Annotated in this window: 20 protein-coding genes; 11 read left to right on the top strand and 9 right to left on the bottom strand. The window is 67.3% G+C overall.

What is annotated here, in order from left to right; all coding sequences use genetic code 11:
* Positions 1–42: 42 nt before the first annotated feature.
* On the bottom strand, positions 43–1,845 hold the full coding sequence (locus A6M56_RS02495; RefSeq protein ID WP_082063016.1) for a methyl-accepting chemotaxis protein: 1,803 nt from the start codon (positions 1,843–1,845) through the stop codon (positions 43–45).
* A 228-nt stretch (positions 1,846–2,073) separates the two neighbouring features.
* Here A6M56_RS02495 and A6M56_RS02490 point away from each other — a divergent pair, with 228 nt between their 5' ends.
* Both A6M56_RS02490 and fghA read left to right on the top strand, forming a co-directional pair.
* Positions 2,074–3,180 (top strand): S-(hydroxymethyl)glutathione dehydrogenase/class III alcohol dehydrogenase, encoded by a 1,107-nt coding sequence (locus tag A6M56_RS02490; RefSeq protein WP_102080782.1) that lies wholly within the window; start codon positions 2,074–2,076, stop codon positions 3,178–3,180.
* An 11-nt stretch (positions 3,181–3,191) separates the two neighbouring features.
* Positions 3,192–4,055, top strand: a complete 864-nt coding sequence (gene fghA / locus A6M56_RS02485) for an S-formylglutathione hydrolase (protein ID WP_045786100.1) — start codon at positions 3,192–3,194, stop codon at positions 4,053–4,055.
* A gap of 18 nt (positions 4,056–4,073) precedes the next feature.
* On the opposite strand, the gene A6M56_RS02480 is transcribed toward fghA, so the two are convergent.
* The gene (locus tag A6M56_RS02480; protein ID WP_045786099.1) at positions 4,074–4,586 is read right to left on the bottom strand and encodes a hypothetical protein; all 513 of its coding nucleotides are present in this window, start codon (positions 4,584–4,586) and stop codon (positions 4,074–4,076) included.
* A 238-nt stretch (positions 4,587–4,824) separates the two neighbouring features.
* On the opposite strand from A6M56_RS02480, the gene A6M56_RS02475 reads away from it, so the two are divergent.
* From A6M56_RS02475 to A6M56_RS02460, 4 genes are read left to right on the top strand one after another with little or no spacing between them, the layout of a single operon-like run.
* Positions 4,825–5,604, top strand: coding sequence for a paraquat-inducible protein A (locus A6M56_RS02475; RefSeq protein ID WP_062739507.1), 780 nt, complete (start codon positions 4,825–4,827; stop codon positions 5,602–5,604).
* Positions 5,601–6,338: a paraquat-inducible protein A gene (locus A6M56_RS02470; protein ID WP_027678083.1), complete on the top strand. Its 738-nt coding sequence runs from the start codon at positions 5,601–5,603 to the stop codon at positions 6,336–6,338. Before A6M56_RS02475 ends, A6M56_RS02470 begins: the two co-directional genes overlap by 4 nt.
* Positions 6,335–7,978: a PqiB family protein gene (locus A6M56_RS02465; RefSeq protein ID WP_045786096.1), complete on the top strand. Its 1,644-nt coding sequence runs from the start codon at positions 6,335–6,337 to the stop codon at positions 7,976–7,978. Before A6M56_RS02470 ends, A6M56_RS02465 begins: the two co-directional genes overlap by 4 nt.
* Positions 7,975–8,637 carry a PqiC family protein gene (locus A6M56_RS02460; protein ID WP_062739506.1) on the top strand — a complete coding sequence of 221 codons (663 nt, stop codon included), beginning with the start codon at positions 7,975–7,977 and terminating at the stop codon, positions 8,635–8,637. The genes A6M56_RS02465 and A6M56_RS02460 overlap by 4 nt, the downstream gene beginning before the upstream one ends.
* A gap of 9 nt (positions 8,638–8,646) precedes the next feature.
* On the opposite strand, the gene A6M56_RS02455 is transcribed toward A6M56_RS02460, so the two are convergent.
* Complete coding sequence (locus A6M56_RS02455; protein ID WP_045786094.1) at positions 8,647–10,110, bottom strand: aminotransferase-like domain-containing protein; 1,464 nt, start codon at positions 10,108–10,110, stop codon at positions 8,647–8,649.
* A 194-nt stretch (positions 10,111–10,304) separates the two neighbouring features.
* On the opposite strand from A6M56_RS02455, the gene A6M56_RS02450 reads away from it, so the two are divergent.
* The gene (locus A6M56_RS02450) at positions 10,305–10,643 is read left to right on the top strand and encodes a hypothetical protein (protein WP_238587599.1); all 339 of its coding nucleotides are present in this window, start codon (positions 10,305–10,307) and stop codon (positions 10,641–10,643) included.
* A gap of 23 nt (positions 10,644–10,666) precedes the next feature.
* Here the strand turns inward: A6M56_RS02450 and A6M56_RS02445 are convergent, their stop codons facing one another.
* Positions 10,667–10,876 carry a lysozyme family protein gene (locus tag A6M56_RS02445; protein ID WP_045786092.1) on the bottom strand — a complete coding sequence of 70 codons (210 nt, stop codon included), beginning with the start codon at positions 10,874–10,876 and terminating at the stop codon, positions 10,667–10,669.
* Positions 10,873–11,163, bottom strand: a complete 291-nt coding sequence (locus A6M56_RS02440) for a hypothetical protein (protein WP_062739504.1) — start codon at positions 11,161–11,163, stop codon at positions 10,873–10,875. The genes A6M56_RS02445 and A6M56_RS02440 overlap by 4 nt, the downstream gene beginning before the upstream one ends.
* 179 nt (positions 11,164–11,342) lie before the next feature.
* Here A6M56_RS02440 and A6M56_RS02435 point away from each other — a divergent pair, with 179 nt between their 5' ends.
* On the top strand, positions 11,343–11,927 hold the full coding sequence (locus tag A6M56_RS02435) for a hypothetical protein (RefSeq protein ID WP_045786090.1): 585 nt from the start codon (positions 11,343–11,345) through the stop codon (positions 11,925–11,927).
* A gap of 112 nt (positions 11,928–12,039) precedes the next feature.
* On the top strand, positions 12,040–12,672 hold the full coding sequence (locus A6M56_RS02430) for a hypothetical protein (RefSeq protein WP_045786089.1): 633 nt from the start codon (positions 12,040–12,042) through the stop codon (positions 12,670–12,672).
* A 38-nt stretch (positions 12,673–12,710) separates the two neighbouring features.
* Here the strand turns inward: A6M56_RS02430 and A6M56_RS02425 are convergent, their stop codons facing one another.
* The 3 genes from A6M56_RS02425 to A6M56_RS02415 all read right to left on the bottom strand — a co-directional run bounded on the left by A6M56_RS02425 (position 12,711) and on the right by A6M56_RS02415 (position 16,475).
* A complete protein-coding gene (locus tag A6M56_RS02425) occupies positions 12,711–14,888 on the bottom strand; it encodes a TonB-dependent receptor (RefSeq protein ID WP_045786088.1) in 2,178 nt (725 codons plus the stop codon).
* Between the two features lie 83 nt (positions 14,889–14,971).
* On the bottom strand, positions 14,972–15,343 hold the full coding sequence (locus A6M56_RS02420) for a hypothetical protein (RefSeq protein ID WP_102080973.1): 372 nt from the start codon (positions 15,341–15,343) through the stop codon (positions 14,972–14,974).
* A gap of 145 nt (positions 15,344–15,488) precedes the next feature.
* Positions 15,489–16,475, bottom strand: a complete 987-nt coding sequence (locus tag A6M56_RS02415; protein ID WP_102080781.1) for a DUF6685 family protein — start codon at positions 16,473–16,475, stop codon at positions 15,489–15,491.
* Between the two features lie 231 nt (positions 16,476–16,706).
* Between A6M56_RS02415 and A6M56_RS02410 the strand changes: the two genes are divergently transcribed.
* Positions 16,707–16,877, top strand: coding sequence for a hypothetical protein (locus A6M56_RS02410; RefSeq protein WP_180964283.1), 171 nt, complete (start codon positions 16,707–16,709; stop codon positions 16,875–16,877).
* 9 nt (positions 16,878–16,886) lie between these two features.
* Here the strand turns inward: A6M56_RS02410 and A6M56_RS02405 are convergent, their stop codons facing one another.
* Positions 16,887–18,104, bottom strand: a complete 1,218-nt coding sequence (locus A6M56_RS02405) for a cyclic di-GMP phosphodiesterase (RefSeq protein WP_045786086.1) — start codon at positions 18,102–18,104, stop codon at positions 16,887–16,889.
* 351 nt (positions 18,105–18,455) lie between these two features.
* On the opposite strand from A6M56_RS02405, the gene A6M56_RS02400 reads away from it, so the two are divergent.
* Positions 18,456–18,806 carry a hypothetical protein gene (locus tag A6M56_RS02400; RefSeq protein ID WP_045786085.1) on the top strand — a complete coding sequence of 117 codons (351 nt, stop codon included), beginning with the start codon at positions 18,456–18,458 and terminating at the stop codon, positions 18,804–18,806.
* The last annotated feature ends 22 nt before the right edge of the window (positions 18,807–18,828 follow it).

Here is an 18,828-nt window from a genome sequence, read left to right as displayed (position 1 = left end):
GCAGCGGGCCCGGCCTCGTCAGCCGTTGCGACTGTGCGGCACTCAGTGCGAAAGCCGGAACATCCCCACCGCCTCGTTCAGGTTGCGGGCCTGCTCCTCCAGCGATTCCGCGGCGGCGGCGGCCTGCTCCACGAGTGCGGCGTTCTGCTGCGTCACCTGGTCCATCTGGTTGACGGCCTGGTTGACCTGCTCGATGCCGCTGCTCTGCTCTTCCGACGCGGCGGAAATCTCGCCCATGATGTCGGTCACGCGCTTCACCGCATCGACGATCTCCGCCATCGTCACGCCGGCCTGGTCCACCAGCGCCGTGCCGTTGGCGACGCGGTCCACCGAGTCGTGGATCAGCGCCTTGATTTCCTTCGCGGCACCGGCCGAGCGCTGCGCGAGGCTGCGCACTTCGCTGGCCACGACGGCAAAGCCGCGGCCCTGCTCGCCGGCACGTGCCGCTTCCACCGCGGCGTTCAACGCCAGGATGTTGGTCTGGAAGGCGATGCTTTCGATCACGCCGATGATGTCGGCGATCTTCTTGCTGCTCTCGTTGATGCCGCCCATGGTCTGCACGACCTGGCCGACCACCTCGCCGCCGCGCGTAGCAACGTCCGACGCCGTCACGGCAAGCTGGCTGGCCTGACGCGCGTTGTCGGCGTTCTGCTTCACGATGCTCGTCAGCTCTTCCATGCTCGATGCGGTTTCTTCCAGCGAGCTGGCTTGCTCTTCCGTGCGCTGCGAGAGGTCTGCGTTGCCGGCGGCAATCTCCTGCGCGGCCGAGCGCACCGAATCGCTGCCCAGGCGGATCTGCTGCATCACCGCGGTAAGCTTGTCTGCGAAGGTATTGAACGAACGCGCGATCTGGGCGACTTCGTCTTCGCCGTCGGACGGCAGGCGCTTGGTGAGGTCGCCGCTGCCCGAGCCGATGTCGTCCATGGCATCGCGGATCATCGACAGGCGGCGGAACGCACGTGCCGTCATCGCACCCACGATGAGTGCCGCAACGATGGCCACGCCCACCAGCGCGCCAATCGACGTCATCACCAGCGAACGCAGGCCGGCAGTGGCATCGGACTCGTCTAGCGCAACGATGAGACTCCAGTCGGTGCCCTTCACGCCCTGGCGCCAGAGCAGCTTGGGAACGCCGTCAATCGTGACTTCCGTGAGCTTGTCGACCTGCCCCAATGCGGCCAGCGCGCTCTCAGTGAGCGCCGCGGACAACTCGGTCGCCGGCTTGAGGGTGAGCTTGTCGTTGGAATGCGCGACGATCTTGCCTGCGGCATTGACGAGGAAGCCAAAGCTGGCAGGGGTCGGCCGGATGGACTTCACGTTCGCGATCACGCTGTCCATGGCCACATCACCGCCGATCACGCCCTTGAGCGCGCCACCCTGCAGGATAGGCACCGCAAAGGTTACAACGAGCTGCCCCGTGCTCGCGCTTACGTACGGCGGCGTCACCACCGGCTTACCTGCTTCCACCGCCTGCTTGTACCAAGGCCGCGCGGTCGGGTCGTAGGTGGGCGGAATGCCCTCAGGGTTCGAGAACTTGTACGACTTGTCGGGGTACCCGACATAGATGTTGATGAAGCCGCCAGCCTGATGCACGGCCTTGAACAGCGGAACTGGATCGGCGCTGAGCGCGACGTCCTGCAGCGACGCAACCATCTGCGTCTTGGTGGCGACCCACTCGTCAATGGCGGAAGTCCGGCCGCGCACGTTCGCCTGCAGGCTCAGCCGGGCCGATTCTTCGTTGTACGAACGCGTGACGAGATAGTTGAGACCGCCAGCGAAGGTCAATGCGCCGACCACGATGGCAACGCAGGTGAGCAAAATGCGAGTACGGATGGATGCAAGCACGGTATGGTTTCCTACGAGGCCCATGGCGGGGGTTCCGCCATGTAAGGCATGCGGCACGCGGCCCTGTCGGCCTGCCGTCGCACAAGAAACGGCCGTCGTAAGAAAATCTGAAGTCTGATGTGCCGAACATGACGTTGCTGGCACGTTGCCGCGGCAGACATCGTCCTACAATCGCACTCACTACGCTGCCCGGGTCGGGCTGGCTCCACTTCAAGAAAAGGAATGCGCATGAAAACGAAAGCCGCCATCGCCTGGAAAGCCGGTGCTCCGCTCACCGTGGAAGAAGTCGACCTGCAAGGCCCGCGTGCCGGCGAGGTGCTCGTCGAGATCAAGGCGACCGGCATCTGCCATACCGATTACTACACGCTCTCGGGTGCCGACCCGGAAGGCATCTTCCCGGCGATTCTCGGCCATGAAGGCGCGGGCGTGGTGCTGGAGGTGGGCGCGGGCGTGACGTCATTGAAAGCGGGCGACCACGTGATTCCGCTTTACACACCGGAATGCCGCCAGTGCAAGTTCTGCCTGTCGCGCAAGACGAACCTGTGCCAGGCGATTCGCGCCACGCAGGGCAAGGGCCTGATGCCGGACGGCACGTCGCGCTTCTCGCTCGATGGCAAGCCGCTGTTCCACTACATGGGCACGTCAACGTTTGCGAATCACATCGTGGTGCCGGAGATCGCGCTGGCGAAGATCCGCCCCGACGCACCGTTCGACAAGGTCTGCTACATCGGCTGCGGCGTGACAACGGGCGTGGGCGCGGTGGTCTACACGGCCAAGGTGGAAGCCGGCGCCAACGTGGTCGTGTTCGGTCTGGGCGGCATCGGGCTGAACGTGATCCAGGGCGCCAAGATGGTCGGCGCCGACAAGATCATCGGCGTGGACCTGAACCCCGCGCGCGAGGCGATGGCACGCAAGTTCGGCATGACGCATTTCATCAACCCCAACCATGTGGAAAACGTGGTGGACCACATCATCCAGCTCACCGACGGCGGCGCGGATTACTCGTTCGAATGCATCGGCAACACGAAGGTCATGCGCCAGGCGCTGGAGTGCACGCACAAGGGCTGGGGCCAGTCGATCATCATCGGCGTGGCCGAGGCCGGCGCGGAGATCAGTACACGCCCGTTCCAGCTTGTGACGGGCCGGCAGTGGAAAGGCTCGGCCTTTGGGGGCGCGCGAGGCCGCACCGACGTGCCGAAGATCGTCGACTGGTACATGGAAGGCAAGCTCAACATCGACGACCTCATCACGCACACGCTGCCGCTGGATCGCATCAACGAGGGCTTTGACCTGATGAAGCGCGGCGAGTCGATCCGCTCCGTCGTGCTGTACTGAGGCGCCACGCGATGACGAGTCCGACACCCGTGCTTGAACTGATTTCGGAGCACGCCTGCTTTGGCGGCGTGCAGCGGTTTTATCGGCATGACTCAGCGGTGATTGGGCTGCCGATGCGCTTCTCGGTCTACCTGCCGCCGCAGGCGCTGGCCGGCACGCGGTGCCCTGCGCTGTTCTATCTGGCCGGGCTGACGTCTACGGAAGAGACGTTCGCCATCAAAGCCGGCGCGCAACGCGTGGCCGCACGCGAGGGGCTCATCCTGATCGGGCCCGACACCAGTCCGCGCGGCGCAAACGTCCCCGGCGAAGCCGACCACTGGGATTTCGGCATCGCCGCCGGTTTTTATCTGGACGCGACGCAGGCCCCGTGGCGCGAGCACTACCGTATGGAAAGCTACGTCGCGGACGAGCTGCATCACATTGCGCGCGTGGCGTTTCCCGTGGCACCCGGACGCATCGGAATCTTTGGGCATTCGATGGGCGGCCACGGCGCGTTGACGCTGGCCCTGCGCCATCGGGAACGCTTTGCTTCGGTGTCGGCGTTTGCACCCATCGCGCACCCGTCGGTGTGCCCGTGGGGCATCAAGGCCTTCACCGGGTATCTCGGGGAGGACCGCACCGCCTGGGCGGCGCACGACGCTACGCAATTGATGCGGCTGGCCTCATGCCCGTTTCCGGGCGGCATCCTGATCGATCAGGGCGAGGCCGACAAGTTCCTCGCCGAGCAGTTGTATCCGGAAGACTTTGCCGCCGCGTGCGCCGCAGCCGGGCAGCCGCTGCAACTGCGCCGCCACCCCGGCTACGACCACGGCTACTACTTCATCGAGACCTTCATCGAAGATCACCTGCTGCATCACGCAGCGCAACTGCGTTAGCAGCAGGTTAGCGGGCGGTTAGCGGCCGCTCCCACCGCCGCTGCCGCCCGCGGCGCCGCCGGCGCCCCCGCTGCCTGCTCCGCCACCGACGCCGCCACCGACACCGCCCGAGCCGGCAGCACCGCCGCCATTGCCCCCGCCCGGCGCGCCCATCGAGCCGCCGGTACCCGGGGCGCCGACCCCGACCCCGCCAGAACCGCCGCCGGTCGTGCTGCCGGTCGAATCGTTCGCGCTGCCGCCATAGCCGCCGCTGGAACCGGAGCGCGACGATGTATTGCCGGAGCGCCCTTGCTTGCCGGTGGCATTGCGATTACGGGTGGCGTCCCGGCCGCTGCCCGTCGAGCCGCCATTGACGGCGGTGCCCCCCGTGCCCGTGGCCGTTGCGTCGGTGCTGGTACCGCCGGCCGGCGACATGGTGCTGCCCCCCGCCGTGCTGTTCGATTGGGCCGCCCCCGTCTGGGCATACGCCGCCGCGGTACCGCCTGCCAGCGCCAGCGCGACTACAAGAGAAGATGCACGGAGATACGTCATGAATGGCTCCTTTGAGGTTGAGGATGTGCCCCTCCAACTCAGCAAGGGCCGTTCCGCCATCACCCGGTGCCCATCGTCGAACGCGCTGATTGGCGGGATATTTGCTTGTGACCGTGCGTCAAAATGCGGAAGCCGGCACTCAGCTATACATTCAACCCTGTATGTATAATCGCCTGCCCGACTGTCGGTGCGCCGTCCCGCGTGAATTCAACGCTGCCGCTGCGCCTTCAGCCCGACGATGGAGCTGTTAACCGTGAAATTCCCCTTCCCGCTGCCGCGATCATGGCGCGCAGCGGGCGATGCCCTCGACGCCAAGGCCGCCCCGGTCGCGCAACCGCTGCCGGGCGATCCGGATGCCTGGATCGCCTGCGAGCATTGCGACACCCTGCATCGCCACGAAGTCATTGCGCTCGATGAAGAGGCGCACTGCACGCGCTGCGGCGTGAAGCTGTACCGCAACCAGAGCGAGCGGCTGTCGGTGCTGCTGCCGCTGGTGGTGACGGGCCTCATCGTCTACATCGTCGCGAACATCTTTCCGATTGCCGAGATGAACGGCGGCGGCAACCGGCACGCCACCACGCTCTGGGGTGCCATCGTGGCGCTGTATGACTACGACATGCTGTTCACTGCCGTGCTGGTGGCGCTCACCACGGTGTTTTTTCCGCTGATGTACATGTCGGTGCTGGCGCCGCTGCTCATCGCGCGATGGCGCGGGCGGCAGCATCCGGCCGCCGCGCTGGTGCTGCGCGCGGCAGCGTTGATTCGCCCGTGGGCGATGGTCGAGATCTTCATGCTGGGCGTGGTGGTGGCGCTCATCAAAGTGGCACGCATGGTGTCGCTGGAAGCCGATGCAGGCTTGTGGGCGTTTGCCGCGCTGACCGTGTTCCTGACGGTGGCGTTGTCGATCGACCTGCGGCCGTTCTGGCGCGAGATCGGCCTGACGCTGCCGCCGGGCTCGCAAGTGGACGCGCCCACGGGCGTAGATGCCGCCGCCCGGCCTGGGGAGAAGCGCTCATGAGCAGCGCCACCACGCCTGCCTCCGCACAGCCGGCGCAACAAGCCCGCCCGCTGCGCGCCGCCGCGCATGGCCTGGTGACATGCGAGCGCTGCGGCCTGCTGGCGCGCATGCCCGAATCAGAGGCCGCCACGCGAGCGGTGCTGACCCACGAAGACGCGCCCGACGAAACCGCCCCAGCGCCAGTCTGCCCGCGCTGCATGTCTCCCCTGCACGTGCGCAAGCCCGACAGCCTGGCGCGCTGCTGGGCGCTGCTGATTGCGGCAGCCGCCATGTACCTGCCGGCCAACCTGCTGCCGGTGATGATTACCGACACCCTCCTCGGCACGCAGCAGGACACCATCATGAGCGGGATCGTCTACCTCTGGACGTCGGGCTCGTGGCACCTGGCCATCATCGTGTTCATCGCAAGCTTCCTGGTGCCGCTGGCCAAGCTCGGCATCCTCGCGGTGCTGTGCCTTTCGGTGCAGCAACGCTGGCACTGGAACCCGCGCCTGCGCACGCGCCTGTATGCGCTGGTCGAGATCATCGGCCGGTGGTCGATGCTCGATGTGTTTGTGGTGACGCTGCTCGCAGGTCTTGTGCACCTCTCGACGCTGGCCATCATCAAGCCCGGCCCTGGTGTCGGCCCGTTTGCCGCCGTGGTGGTGCTGACCATGTTCGCCGCCCGCTGTTTTGATCCCCGCCTGATCTGGGACGTCATCGACGAGCCCGATCCCGAAGAGACCGATGTATGACCGACCCCGTCGATAACGAAAACATTCCGGCGCCGCGCCGCACGAAGCGCAAGCGCTGGCTGCCCTCGCTGATCTGGCTGGTGCCGATCGTGGCGCTCGTGGTGGGCGCCACACTCATGGCGCGGGTGATCCTGGCGCGCGGCGCGCAGGTCACCGTCACGTTCAGCTCGGCCGAGGGCATCGAGGCCGGCAAGACGCGCGTCAAATACAAGAGCGTCGATATCGGCGTGGTCAAGGCGGTCGGGCTGACCGACGACCGCTCCGGCGCCGTCGTGCTGATCGAACTCACGCATGACGGCAAGGCGTTCGCCGCATCGGACACGCGCTTCTGGGTGGTACGCCCGCGCGTGGCGGCCGGCAGCATTTCGGGGCTCGGCACGTTGCTCTCCGGCGCCTATATCGGCGTGGACGGCGGCCGCTCGCAAGAGAAGAAATCCGTCTTCAGGGGCCTCGACACACCGCCGGCCATTTCGGCCGACGCGCCCGGCAAACAATTCACGCTGCACGCACCCGACCTGGGCTCGCTCGACATCGGTGCGCCAGTGTATTTCCGCCGCGTGCGCGTGGGCCAGGTGACGGCTTACGACATCGACGCCGACGGCAAGGGCGTGACGTTGCACATCTTCGTCAACGCGCCGTTCGACAAGTTTGTGGCACGCGGCACGCGGTTCTGGAACGCCAGCGGCATCGACCTGAAGCTCGACGCCAATGGGCTGAAGGTCGATACGCAATCGCTGCTGACCGTGGCGCTCGGCGGCATCGCGTTCCAGACGCCCGAGGAAGCCGATCACGAACCGGCTGCGTCCGACGCGCAGTTCCAGCTCGTGCGCAACGAAACTGCAGCGCTAAAGGACCCGGAACACCTGTCGCAGACCGTGGTGATGTACTTCCACCGCTCGTTGCGCGGCCTCAACGTGGGGGCGCCGGTGGAGTTCAAGGGCATCAACGTGGGCGAGATCAAATCGATCGGCATCCACTACAGCAAGAAGCGCCACGAGTTCGTGCTGCCCGTGACCGCCACGCTGTACCCGACCCGCTTCGGCATGGACATCCGCGACGACAATCCGCAGCACGCCGCCGAAGACGTCCGCACGCAGTTCGATGTGCTGGTGAAGAACGGCATGCGCGCGCAGCTGAAGAGCGCGAGCCTGCTGACAGGCCAGCAGTTCGTGAACCTCGACTTCATCGACGCAGCGGACCGCGACAAGACTCCGCCGCGCTTCGGCATGCGCGATCGTGACGGTGCGTACGTCTTCCCGACTGCCGACAACCCGACCGACGACCTCGAGGCGCAGATTGCCGGCATCGCCAAGAAGCTCAACAAGGTGCCGTTCGAGCAGATCGGACAGGACGTCCACCGCACGCTGACCACGCTCGACGCCACGCTCAAGCAGACCGAGCAGTTGGCCAAGACCGTCAACAGCGACCTCGCTCCGCAGATGAAGGAGACGCTGGCCGAGGCCCGCCGCACGCTGGATTCTGCGCGCCAGGTCTTCTCTGACGATGCCCCGCTGCAACGCAATGCGCGCGATACGCTGGAACAGGTGGCCAAGGCCGCCGCGTCCGTGCGCGTGCTGACCGACTATCTGGACCGCCACCCGGAAGCGCTGATCCGGGGCAAGGCAAAGGACGCGCAATGATGCCGATGCAAACGACGATGCTGTCTTCTTCTGTGCGCCTGGCCTGCGCGGCCGGCGCGGCTGCAATGGTAGCGGCGTGCGCCTCGCCCGAGCCGACGCTGCACACGCTGTCGGCGCGCCCGGCCGCCGCCGACACGGTGCGCTTCGAGCGGGCCTTCCGCCTCTCGGGCGTGCGGGTGCCCGACCGCCTCGACAAGCCGCAGATAGTGCTGCGCACATCGGACAGCGAAGTGCAGGCGCTCGAGCAACAGCGTTGGGCCGCACCGTTCGGCGCGGAGTTGCGGGATGCGTTGTCCGTCAATCTGGCGGCGGCGCTGGCCGCGGTGGACGTCGGCGGCGGCGCGGCGCCCGCCGGCGTGCCGCTCTACCGCATCACTGCCGACATGCGCAGCTACGATGCGCGCCCCGGCCAGCGCGTCGCGGCGCTGCTGACCTGGCGGGTCGCGCGCGACGTCGCCAAGCCGGATATGGCGCAGCCCGCAGCCGCCGCACTCACGTGCCAGACCGCGCTGACCGAGCCGGTGGCCGGCGACCAGAACGCAGGCGTCGATGCCGTGGTGTCCGCCACGCAGCGCCTGGTGCAGCAGTGGTCGGCGCAGATTGCGCAGAGCGTGCAGGGGCTCGAATCGCCGTCCTCCGTGCCGGCGTGGTGCCGGTAAGGCGATGCGTCAGCGCTCGGCGAGTTGCTGCGTGAGCCGGCCGAGCGTGGTGAGCGCCGCTTCCAGGTCAGCCGAAGGCGGCAGCCCGAAGCACAGCCGGAAGTAATGATCGAACCGGTTCAGGTTCGAGAACATCGTCCCCGGCGCAATGCGGATGCCCTGCGCCAGCGCCGCATCGAACAGCGCCACCGACGACACATTGGCCGGCAGTTCCACCCACATCGCCAGACCGCCGGCCGGCACCGACAGCCGCGTGCCGGCCGGAAAGCATCCCGCGATCGACTCCGCCATCCGCTCGCGCTGCTCGCGCAAGGTCTGCCGAAGCGTGCGCAGATGCCGGTCGTACGCGCCCGATGCGATGAAGCGCCCGGCCATCACCTGCGACCACGACTCGTTCGGTCGCGACTGTGCAAACTTCAGCATCTGCACGCGCTCGTGCCAGCGGCCCGCCGCCATCCACCCGAGGCGCAGGCCGGGCGCCAGCACCTTGCTCAGTGACGCGCAATAGATGACGTTGCCTGTGCGGTCCCATGCCTTGATTGCCTTCAGCGGCGTGGGGCTGTCGGCCAGTGCGCTGTAGGTGTCGTCTTCGATCAGCGCGATGCGATGCGCATCGCAAAACGCCGCCATCCGCCGCTTGGCCGCGTCAGGCATGATGCTGCCCAGCGGGTTCTGCAGGTTCGGCACGACCACCACCGCCCGGATGTTGCCGTAGGCCTGCACCGCCATCTCCAGCGCCTCGATCGACATGCCCGTGCGCGGGCTGGTGGGAATCTCGACCGCGCGCATGCCAAGGCTTTCCAGCACCTGCAGCAGCCCGTAATACGTGGGCGATTCCACGGCCACCGTGTCGCCGGGCTGGGCGACGGCGCGCAATGCCAGATTCACTGCTTCGATGCAGCCGTGCGTGACCACCACGTCGTCCGGCGCAATCTGCACGCCCATGTCCAGCGCCCGGCGCGCCACGGCGGTCTGCAACTCGGGATGCCCGTTCGGTCGCACAGCCTGCGTGAGCAGGAGCGGATGCCGGCGCAGCATCTGCGAGGCAATCCGGTTGAGCGCTGCCGATGGATACAAGGTGGCGGCCCCGCTTGCACCCGACAGGTCGACGCGCAGAGTAGCCTGCTGCCCGCGCGCCACGATGGCCGACACGCGCGCATGCACGCCCACGTAGGCGGCGGGGTCGGGCGTTGCCACCTCCGGCTCCTTGACGGGGGCCAGCAACGCGCGGCGCGGCTGGCGCACGAAGTAGCCGGAGCGCTCCCGCGCCTCGAGCCAGCCTTCTGTCTCGAGATGCCGGCATACCTGTAGGGCGGTCGACAGGCTCACACCGTGCGTGCGCATCAACGTGCGCACTGACGGCATGCGCTCGCCGGGCGCGAGGACGCCGCTGCGGATGGCGCCGAGGTAGTGATCGGCCAACGTGCGATACAGCGGCTGTGCGGGCGGCGGAGTCAACTCGGCGACGGACATGGCGGGCGATAACACGGTGAGGTGCACGGCACATCATGCCGGGCACGGCCACACCGCAACAGATACAGAGAGCACAAAACTGTACCGCAACAGATGTACGCCGGTGCGCCGCTGTTGCGTCCCACACGGCCGGCTCTGTGCCTGTTGCGGCACGGCGCACCACCCTACGCTGCCTTCATGTTCAGGAGATCGACATGATGGCAACGACGACACCCTCTCTCGAAGCGCTGCGCCTCGGTGCCGCACAGAACGGCCTGCACTGGTTCGCGGCCGGGACCACGCTGATCGTGCTCGAAGGGCGCGCCCAACTCGAACCTCCATCGCGTACGCAAGCCCCCGTGCGGCACACGGTCGACGCCGGGCGCGCGCATATGCTGGAGACCTCGGGCTGGTGGCGCCTGCATAGCGCAGGCCGCAGCGGCGTCCACCTGCGCGTGGTACCGCCTGCTCACCCTGCGCTGCAGCGCACCTGGCTGCAGATGTGGCAGTGGCTGGCAAGATCGACTCAGCCACGCAGGGTCTCGCGTGGCTGAGTGGTCAATGGCAGGACGCCGCGCTAGCGACGCTCGCCTGGAGGCGCATGCGGCGCCTGGGGCCGCTTGCCGTCATCCTTGCGAATCGACGCGTTCTCGAAGTCGCCCGGGTCTTCTTCGCCCACGCCGCTTTCGCTCGGGATCGCCGGGGCCGCGGGCCGGGCGGTCGGCTCGTCCGCGGACGGCTCCGGGTGCGCCTGCTCGCCGTGGCCGGGCCGGTTCTCGGTGCTCATGGCTGCTTGCGGCTGTTCTGATGCTGCCCCAGGCGCTGCTGGTTCTGCGGCATCTGGCCCGCTTGCGCGGCGGCGCGGCCGTCTTCGGTGGGCGTTTGAGCGGCGCGCTTGATGGACTGGTCGGTGCTGTGCTGCCGTGGCGAGCGCAGCGCGCGGTCCGCCTCTGAACTGTCCTTCGTGCCGCCGTGCGCCTGGCTGTGCTCGGTGTGGCGGTTCCCCTGGTGCATGCCCTTCTGGTCAGCCGGCTCGGCAGTGGGCTTGTGCTGTTGCTGTGCATGTTGCTTCATCGTCGGACTCCTTGTCGGTTGCGGGCCGCTCAGGCGACGTGCCCGCAGCGCACACCTCACGCAACCCGCGTGCCGCCGTCACAGCGCAGAGCAGTCCTCCCGGTTGGCGCGCGCGGGTATCCGCCTTGCTGGAACTGCGGTGTCGCGCCCTGGCGCACTCGCATGCATGGAGATCCCACATGGCAACCAGCAACCTGTATCGCACTGGCGAAGCACCTGCTCAGACCGGCAAGGGCCACGGCACCGAAGCGCTTGGCCCATCCGACAGCTCGGACACCGGCAGCGACGTGGTCGGCGGCCCCGGCCTCGGCAGTGATGTTGAAGACCGCTTCGACGACGACCCCGCCGTCCACCCGCATGGCAACGCGGCCAACCGCACGGCCGGCGCAGACCTGGGCGACGTCGAGCTCGACAGCGACACCGACTCCACAGGCACCGGCGAGCGCCGCGCCGCGGGCCACGATTTCGTCACCCGCGAGGGCGGCGACCTGATGCCGGACACGGTGCGCGACGTGCGCGACCCGGGCGTGGAAACGCTGCTCGACGACGAAGCCTTCGAGCACGCCACGGGCCTGGCCGGTGAAAACGACGACGCCGACGCCCCCGACGCGGTCGACCTGGACGAAGCGCCCATCGAGCCGCAGCCCGGCACGCGCGATGTGCCGGTGCAGTCGCCATCCGGCGGCACCGATTGGTCCGACGACATGCGCCGGAACCGCCCGACTTACAAAGGCAAGCGTGTGCCGGGTCAGCACCGCAGCTAGCGAAGGGCATGGGTCTGCACGCGGCAGCCATCGCGTCTAGACTGGTGGCGGCCGCCGCAACCGGGCAGCGGCCCGCCGCGCCCGCGCCGGGCGTACATCCTGGCCCCTCCCGATGATCCGTCTTCCCCTCATCCTTCGTACGGCCGCGCTGGCAGCGGCGTTGGCCGCCGCCTTCCCGATGGCGGCCTCCGCGCAGAATGCGCAGGCCCCGGCCCGCGTGCGTGCCACCATCGACGCTGTCCACGGCAACGCCCTCGACGTCACGGACACCGCCGGCAACCAGGCCACGGTGGCGCTGCCGGCGGACCTCAGCGTGACCGAAGTCGCGCCGACCGAGCCGTCAGCCATCCGCCCCGGCAGCTACATCGGCACGGCCGCCGTCAAGCAGCCGGACGGCACGTTGCGCGCGCTGGAAGTGCATGTGTTTCCCGAAGCCATGCGCGGCACCGGCGACGGCCACCGCCCATACGACCTCGGCCCCGACAGCACCATGACCAACGGCACGGTCGAGCAGGCCGGCGCCGTGACGGCTGCCCAGGGCCGCACGCTGTCGGTGAAGTACAAGGATGGAGAGCAGCGCATCGTGGTGCCGGCCGACGTGCCCATCGTCACGTTCGCGCCGGGCCGGCGTGATGCGTTGAAGGCCGGCGCGCACGTCGTCATGTTCGTACGCGCCGACGCGCACGGCACGCTGACGGCGCAGCGCGTGCTGGTGGGCAAGGACGGGATGGTCCCGCCGATGTAAGGACCGCGCGGGCCGGCCTCGCGCGCCGGCCCGCCTTGTTAGAACGGCTTGCTGACCGAGAGCAGGAACGTGCGGCGCGGCGCGAACTGCGGCGCACCCACGCCGATACCCGTGCCATCGCGCAGCTGGTAGCTGCGGTCGAAGACGTTCAACACCGTCAGGCGCGTCTTGAACTTGCCGAGCATCGGCAGGTTGAAGTCGCGCGCGGCACCCACGTTCATCTGCCAGTAGGCCGGCAGGCGGTCGGTATTGGCAAAGCCGTTGCGCAGGCCGCTGCCGAACAGCACATCGGTCATGTACGTCGTGCCGGCATACCGATACGACACGCCGGCCGACGCGGTCAGGCGCTGGTCGTGATCGAGGTTCACCCAGTGGTTGTTGATGTAGGCCAGCTCCTCGGCGTCGAAGTTGAACTGGCCGGTCTCGATGCCCTTGCCCTGCGCGCGCGACACGGCCACATTGAGGTACGCACCGAAGTTGCCGTTGCGGTAGTTCGCGCTGCCTTCCAGGCCATAGATGCGGCCGCGCTCGAAGTTGAACGCCGAATACAGCAGCGCGTTGCCGAACTGGCCTTCGTCCTGCAGATGGCGCACGTCGCGGTAATACGCATCGAGCCCGAGCGTGAGGTGCGGCGTGACCTGGTGCGAGACGCCGATATCGAAGTAGTTCGAGCGCTCCGACCTGACCGCCGTGTTGGCATCCGACGGCAGCGCGTTCGTCGTGCCGGCAAAGGCCTGCACCGAGGTGGTATCGAACTTCTCGGTGGGTGGCGGCGTGAAGTACCGCGCATAGCCGGCATGCACGCGCGTGCGCGGCGTCAGGTCATACGTCACGCCCAGGCGCGGACTCAGTTGCTGCTCGCTGACGATGGTATTGACGTGATCGTAGCGTGCGCCGTAGTTGACGGTCAGCTTGTCGGTGGGCTTCCACTCGTCCTGCAGGTAGACGCCCAGGGTCGTGCCGCTGCCGCTGTGGTTGTCGACGATCGTGAACGGCGTGGTGCTGGTCTGCGCGCCGGTGTCATCGGCGGGGAAGACGCTGGAGGTGTTGTCGGCCACGTAGCGCTCGCGCTGCGCGAAGACGCCGAAGCGCAGCGTGTGCTTGTCACCGAGCTTGTAGCTCGCATCGCCCTGCACGCCGTACGCCTCGTTGCGGCGCGTGATGTCGGCAGCCACGCCGTTGTAGACGAGGTCGCCAATCGGATCGGGCATGTAGTCGATGCGGCTCGCGCGGCGGAACACCGACACCTGGTAGTCCAGCCTGGACGACACCTTCTGCTGGTACGTCAGGATCTGGAAGTCGGTCTTCTCGCGCTGGTTCGCATTGAGCGCCTCCGATGCCGGCGGTACCGCGCCATCGAGCGTGAACTGCGGCGCAAGCCCGGGGCGCGTGGGAATCTGGAAGCGCCCGTTGGACGTGCCGAACATGAAGCTCACGCGGCTGTCGTTGTCGAGCAGGTACGAAAGCATGCCGAACGACTTGTTCTGCGTGGTGTGGTCGTGCGTGGCGTTGCGGTTGCCCGTGGGGTTTTCGATGCCGAGGTTGTTCTCCAGGAACACGCCCGACAGGTAATAGCTGAAACGGTCCTTCGTGCCCTGGATCTGGGCGTTGACCTCGTGCGTGGCGTTGCTGCCGAGCACCGTGCCGATCTCGCCGCCGAAGGCCTTGGGCTCGCCGTCCTCGTCGGAGGCAGCGCCCTTGGTGGTGATGTCGACAATGCCGGCGGTGCGATAGCCGTACTGCGCCGGCAGCGCGCCGGTCAGCACGTTGATCTGGTTGGCGAAGCGCGTGTCGAGCATCTGGCCGAAGCCGCTGATCGGCTCGGGAATGATCACGCCGTTGATGCGGTACTGCAGGTTGGAGTGGTCGCCGCGCACGTGCAGCTGGCCGTAGGAATCCTGCACCACGCCCGGAGCCTGCAGCAGCACCTGGTTGAGCGGGGTCGCATCGCCCAGGGGCAGGCGGGCGATGTCGTCGGTGTCGAACTTGTAGACGGAGCTGCCGGTGTCGGGCGAGAGCGCGTTGCGCGCGGCATCGAGCCGCTTGGCGCTCACGCGGGTTTCGCTGAGGTCGCGGACACTGCCGGCCGGCGTGGCGGCGTTGCCGGCGTTGGCGGCAGGCGGGGCGGCTTCCTGCGCGAAGGCGGAAGCGGCCGCAAAAGGTGGCAGGACGGCGGCAAGCGCCATCACCAGCTTGGCGGGCTGGAACGGAATCATGGACAGACCTTTGAATCGAGCGGATGCGTCAGACAGCGGCTCGCGCGCGCATCACCACACGGAGCCGACGGGCAAGGCAGGAATCAAAGGGGGAACGGAGGATCGCGCGAACACACGGCCACCGGAAAGACCGGCGCGCCTGCACGGAAACCGATGCGCGGAAAGTGCCAGCGCCGGGTATGGGCCAGGCCCATCGCCGCCAGCATCGGCAAGGCGGCCGCAAGCGCTGCAAACGCTGCGCATTGCAGGCAGACGGCATGTTCCTGCGCGGGGCTGCGCTCGGTGCCGCCGGGCGTGGCCGCAGCGGTACTGACAATGCGGGGGCCGCCGCCGGCTTCCTCGCCCCAATGCGACAGCGCATGCCGCAGCGCGCCCTGCTGCCCAAACAGCAGGAACGCGGTCAGCAGGCAGGCCAGCCAACGGAATTGGAGGAAGGAGGAGCGGAACGAACGCACGGTCAGGGACGCAGATGCCGGCGCCCGACGCGATAGGGCATCGCGCGCCAACATGCAACTAAGTTGCGAATTCTGACACCGGCCGCCTGATTCAGCAATCCGTCAGGCGGGGGGCAGGACAACCCGCAACCGTAGCGCCTTTGTGTTACAGCCGCGTGTGCGCAAACCCCGCAGCCAGACCGGTCGGCAAACCGAGGCCCGGCACGGACACGCGCTTCCAGTTGGCCCGCGTCTTGCGGGCTGCCCCGGCGCGTTGCGCGGGTGCGCCCACTTCGGCGGCGTCGTGCAGCCCCGCCAGCCATGCGCCGTAGTCGAACCAGCCGTCACGCACGAGCTGCTCGCCCACGCAGTTGGCGAAGCGGTCGGACTTGGGCAGGAAGCACAGTTCGAAGCCTTCCGTCTCGCGGCGGCCATGCATCCAGCGATGCGGCACCTGGTGGCTCGCCAGCGCCTCGGACAGGCGCGTGCCATAGCGCTGCTGCGCCTGGCGGCGGGCACCGATGACGTGGAAGCTGTCGAGCAGCCGGCGCAGCCCGAGCGCCGAGCGCACGTGGCGCACCTCGGCGTCGACAAGCAGTTCGCGGTTCTGCGTGCGCGCCTGCAAGACCAGCGCAGCAAAATGGTGCGCGCCCCACTCGTTCATGTAGAACAGTTCGCCGCCGGCAAAATCGTAGGCACGGAACACGTTGACCTGATCTGCGTAGCGGAACACGTGGCGCCGGTTGGCAGCAAAGTCGGCGTCGGTGCTGTGTGGAATGCGGCGGCAATGCTGATGCGCGAACACCAGCATGCTCGGGAACGAATGCACCGAGCACGGCGACTGCGCCAGCCCCGTCACGGCGCGGATATCGACCTTGCAATGCTCGCGGCGCATGCCCACAAGCTGGCTTAGATGGTGGTGCAGTTCATCGACCCAATCAGCGTGCGGCAGATGCTTCGGAAACAGCTGATGCGCCGGCTCGGCGAGGCCGCCCTCAAGCAGGAACGGCACGCTCTTGTGCCAGATATCGAGTTTCCAGTGCGACAGCGCATCGCTTGGCGTGCGATGGTGCGCAACCGATTGCGTGATGCTGAAAGCGCGCGACTGCAACACCCAATGCGACGCCGCGTGCAGCAGATTGGAAACGTTCATGTCACCCCCCGGAAGACTGAATCGTTCGTTTGCGGATGGCCGACCACGCTCTGGCTCTGCGGCGCAGGTTCGGCAACGTCAGGAACAACGACTCAAACGTACCCCACTTTAGAGGGGTGTGCCATGAAGTTTGTTGAAGTCCGTGTTAATAAAAATACACATACGGCGTGGGGGCTTGCCAGGCGCGCGGCGTGCTGGAAGACGGGGCGTCCCCACCCGCAGGAGAGCGCGATGCCCACCCAGCCAGGCCGCACCCAAACCGACACGACGCAGCCGCCGGCCCCGTCCAAACCCAGCGCCGCGCCCGAGCAGCGTCCGCGCCAGCCCGGCGACAAGCTCGTTCCGCCCGACACGCGGCCCGACAACCCCGACCGCAAGCAACCGCCCGTGGAAGACGTCTGAGCCGCGCGCTCAGACCAGGCACATGTCGGAGACTTCCTCGTCGGACAAACCCCACGTGGTGGCGTCTTCCACGCTGACGATGGCGTCGTCCGACTTGCTGAGGCTGATGCGCTCGGGGCGCACGCGCGTCTTGGTGTTGCCCGAGTAGAACACGACCACGTCCGGCTTGAGCGCGGAGGCCTCGTTCTGGTTGACGACCACGCCGAGCCGGTTGGTGCGCAGCTTGACCAGCGTGCCCACCGGGTAGATGCCCACGCTGCGCGTGAAGGCCTGGAAGATGGTGCGGTCAAACTGCGTGTCGGTGCGCGCCATCATGTACTTGAGCGCCTGCGCCGGCGACCACGCATGGTGATACGGGCTGCTCGAGGTGAGCGTGTCGTACACATCGCAGATGGCGCCCATCTTGGCCCACAGGCTGATGCCGTCGGCCTTCTGGGCGTCGGGGTAGCCGCTGCCGTCGATGCGCTCGTGGTGGTGCAGGCAGATCTCGCGCGCGATCTCGCTGAACTGCCCGGTGCCCACCAGCAGGTGGTGGCCGCCCACGGCGTGCGTCTGCAGCAGCGCGAGTTCGTCCTTGGTGAGCGCCGTGCTCTTGTCGAGCAGCGTGCGCGGCATGGCCGACTTGCCGATGTCATGCACCAGCCCGCCCAGCCCGCATTCGCGGATCTCGTCTTCAGGCAGGCCCAGCGTCTTGGCCAGCGCGACCATCAGCGCGCAGACCGCAAACGAGTGCAGGTACGTGTAGTCGTCCTTCGTCTTCAGGCGCGCCAGCGCGATGAGCGCATACGAGTTGCGTGCCAGCGAATTCGACACGTCGTCCACCAGCAGCAGCGCCTTCTCGGTTTCGAGCGCCCGGCCCATGCGGGCCTCGGCGAACATGTGGCCGAGCGTGGCCTTGCCGTTCTGCACCAGCTGCTGAGCGTGCTTCCACTCTTCCTTGAGCGACGTGGGTGTAATCGGCGGCCGGGCGGCAAGGGTCTCGCGCGTCAGTGGTTCAGGCTCGGGCACCGCTGGCGCAGAGGTCGGCATCAGGTTGGCAGGCAGTACGTCTTCGCCGCGTTCCGGATCGATCCAGACCTCGGTGATGCCCGCCTTGCGGATGTCCTCGATCTGTCCCTGGTTCGACAGCTGGAACTGCGTGCGCCAGAACGGATGCTTGAGCCATGACCCACCCAGCTTCATGACAAACATGCCGACACGCAATTGGCTCGCATCGATTTGCTTCATACCCTGCCTACCTCGGCTCGAAGTCCGGTTTTCTGATTGAAATAAGGGGCGGCATGCCTGCCGGCGCTGGCGCCGTCCTCGCCTTGACGTGGGTGCTCTGGGCCACAGCGAGTCGAGCCGCGCTTGGCTTATCGGCACGAGCCGGAAAAACTTGAGGGCGAATGTGGCGCGGACCGCATGCCCCAGGGCCAAGGGGAGGCTCGCGGCGTGGCTGTTCGATTCAAACGGGTAAAGCGTCAAGACCCTCCCGTGTCGGGCTGGCAGACGGCGCCAAGCGGCGTACACTAAGCCCAGGGTGGGTGCACACCGGCCATGTATGCGGCTCCAGTGTGATCAGGCCCTCATGGATGCATGCACGATATGACCCCAGATCCCGCGTCCCAACGCAAGCAGCCCGGCCCCGACGACTTCGCGCTCAACCGCGAGGCGATCCGCTGGCTGGCGTCCCTGCCCGACGAAGTGCGGCCGATCGAGCTGGGCCGCAGGTTCCCGCGCATCATCAACACGATCGCCGCCAAGTGGGTGGACTTCATCGGCTGCCGGCGCTACCTGAACAGCCTGCAGATGGATGACCGCGGCGGCCGGCAGGGCTTTCCGTTCGAGATCGTCCAGGAAATCTGCACGCTGCGCGAATACTTCGATTCGCTCTACCCGCCCGAGAAGGATCCGTGGCAGAAGGCCATGGACGCCGACAAGCGCTGATCCGCCCTGGCAAACCGGACAC

The organism is Ralstonia sp. RL, from assembly GCF_001683835.1.
GTDB lineage: Bacteria > Pseudomonadota > Gammaproteobacteria > Burkholderiales > Burkholderiaceae > Ralstonia > Ralstonia mannitolilytica.
Note: the sequence above shows the minus strand (reverse complement) of the source record. Positions and strands in the feature narration are given on the sequence as shown.

Coding starts and splice junctions, on each gene's coding strand:
- A6M56_RS02490 (WP_102080782.1), top strand. CDS start 2,074: ATGAAAACGAAAGCCGCCATCGCCTGGAAAGCCGGTGCTCCGCTCACC.
- fghA (WP_045786100.1), top strand. CDS start 3,192: ATGACGAGTCCGACACCCGTGCTTGAACTGATTTCGGAGCACGCCTGC.
- A6M56_RS02480 (WP_045786099.1), bottom strand. CDS start 4,586: ATGACGTATCTCCGTGCATCTTCTCTTGTAGTCGCGCTGGCGCTGGCA.
- A6M56_RS02475 (WP_062739507.1), top strand. CDS start 4,825: ATGGAGCTGTTAACCGTGAAATTCCCCTTCCCGCTGCCGCGATCATGG.
- A6M56_RS02470 (WP_027678083.1), top strand. CDS start 5,601: ATGAGCAGCGCCACCACGCCTGCCTCCGCACAGCCGGCGCAACAAGCC.
- A6M56_RS02465 (WP_045786096.1), top strand. CDS start 6,335: ATGACCGACCCCGTCGATAACGAAAACATTCCGGCGCCGCGCCGCACG.
- A6M56_RS02460 (WP_062739506.1), top strand. CDS start 7,975: ATGATGCCGATGCAAACGACGATGCTGTCTTCTTCTGTGCGCCTGGCC.
- A6M56_RS02455 (WP_045786094.1), bottom strand. CDS start 10,110: ATGTCCGTCGCCGAGTTGACTCCGCCGCCCGCACAGCCGCTGTATCGC.
- A6M56_RS02450 (WP_238587599.1), top strand. CDS start 10,305: ATGATGGCAACGACGACACCCTCTCTCGAAGCGCTGCGCCTCGGTGCC.
- A6M56_RS02445 (WP_045786092.1), bottom strand. CDS start 10,876: ATGAGCACCGAGAACCGGCCCGGCCACGGCGAGCAGGCGCACCCGGAG.
- A6M56_RS02440 (WP_062739504.1), bottom strand. CDS start 11,163: ATGAAGCAACATGCACAGCAACAGCACAAGCCCACTGCCGAGCCGGCT.
- A6M56_RS02435 (WP_045786090.1), top strand. CDS start 11,343: ATGGCAACCAGCAACCTGTATCGCACTGGCGAAGCACCTGCTCAGACC.
- A6M56_RS02430 (WP_045786089.1), top strand. CDS start 12,040: ATGATCCGTCTTCCCCTCATCCTTCGTACGGCCGCGCTGGCAGCGGCG.
- A6M56_RS02425 (WP_045786088.1), bottom strand. CDS start 14,888: ATGATTCCGTTCCAGCCCGCCAAGCTGGTGATGGCGCTTGCCGCCGTC.
- A6M56_RS02415 (WP_102080781.1), bottom strand. CDS start 16,475: ATGAACGTTTCCAATCTGCTGCACGCGGCGTCGCATTGGGTGTTGCAG.
- A6M56_RS02410 (WP_180964283.1), top strand. CDS start 16,707: ATGCCCACCCAGCCAGGCCGCACCCAAACCGACACGACGCAGCCGCCG.
- A6M56_RS02405 (WP_045786086.1), bottom strand. CDS start 18,104: ATGAAGCAAATCGATGCGAGCCAATTGCGTGTCGGCATGTTTGTCATG.
- A6M56_RS02400 (WP_045786085.1), top strand. CDS start 18,456: ATGCACGATATGACCCCAGATCCCGCGTCCCAACGCAAGCAGCCCGGC.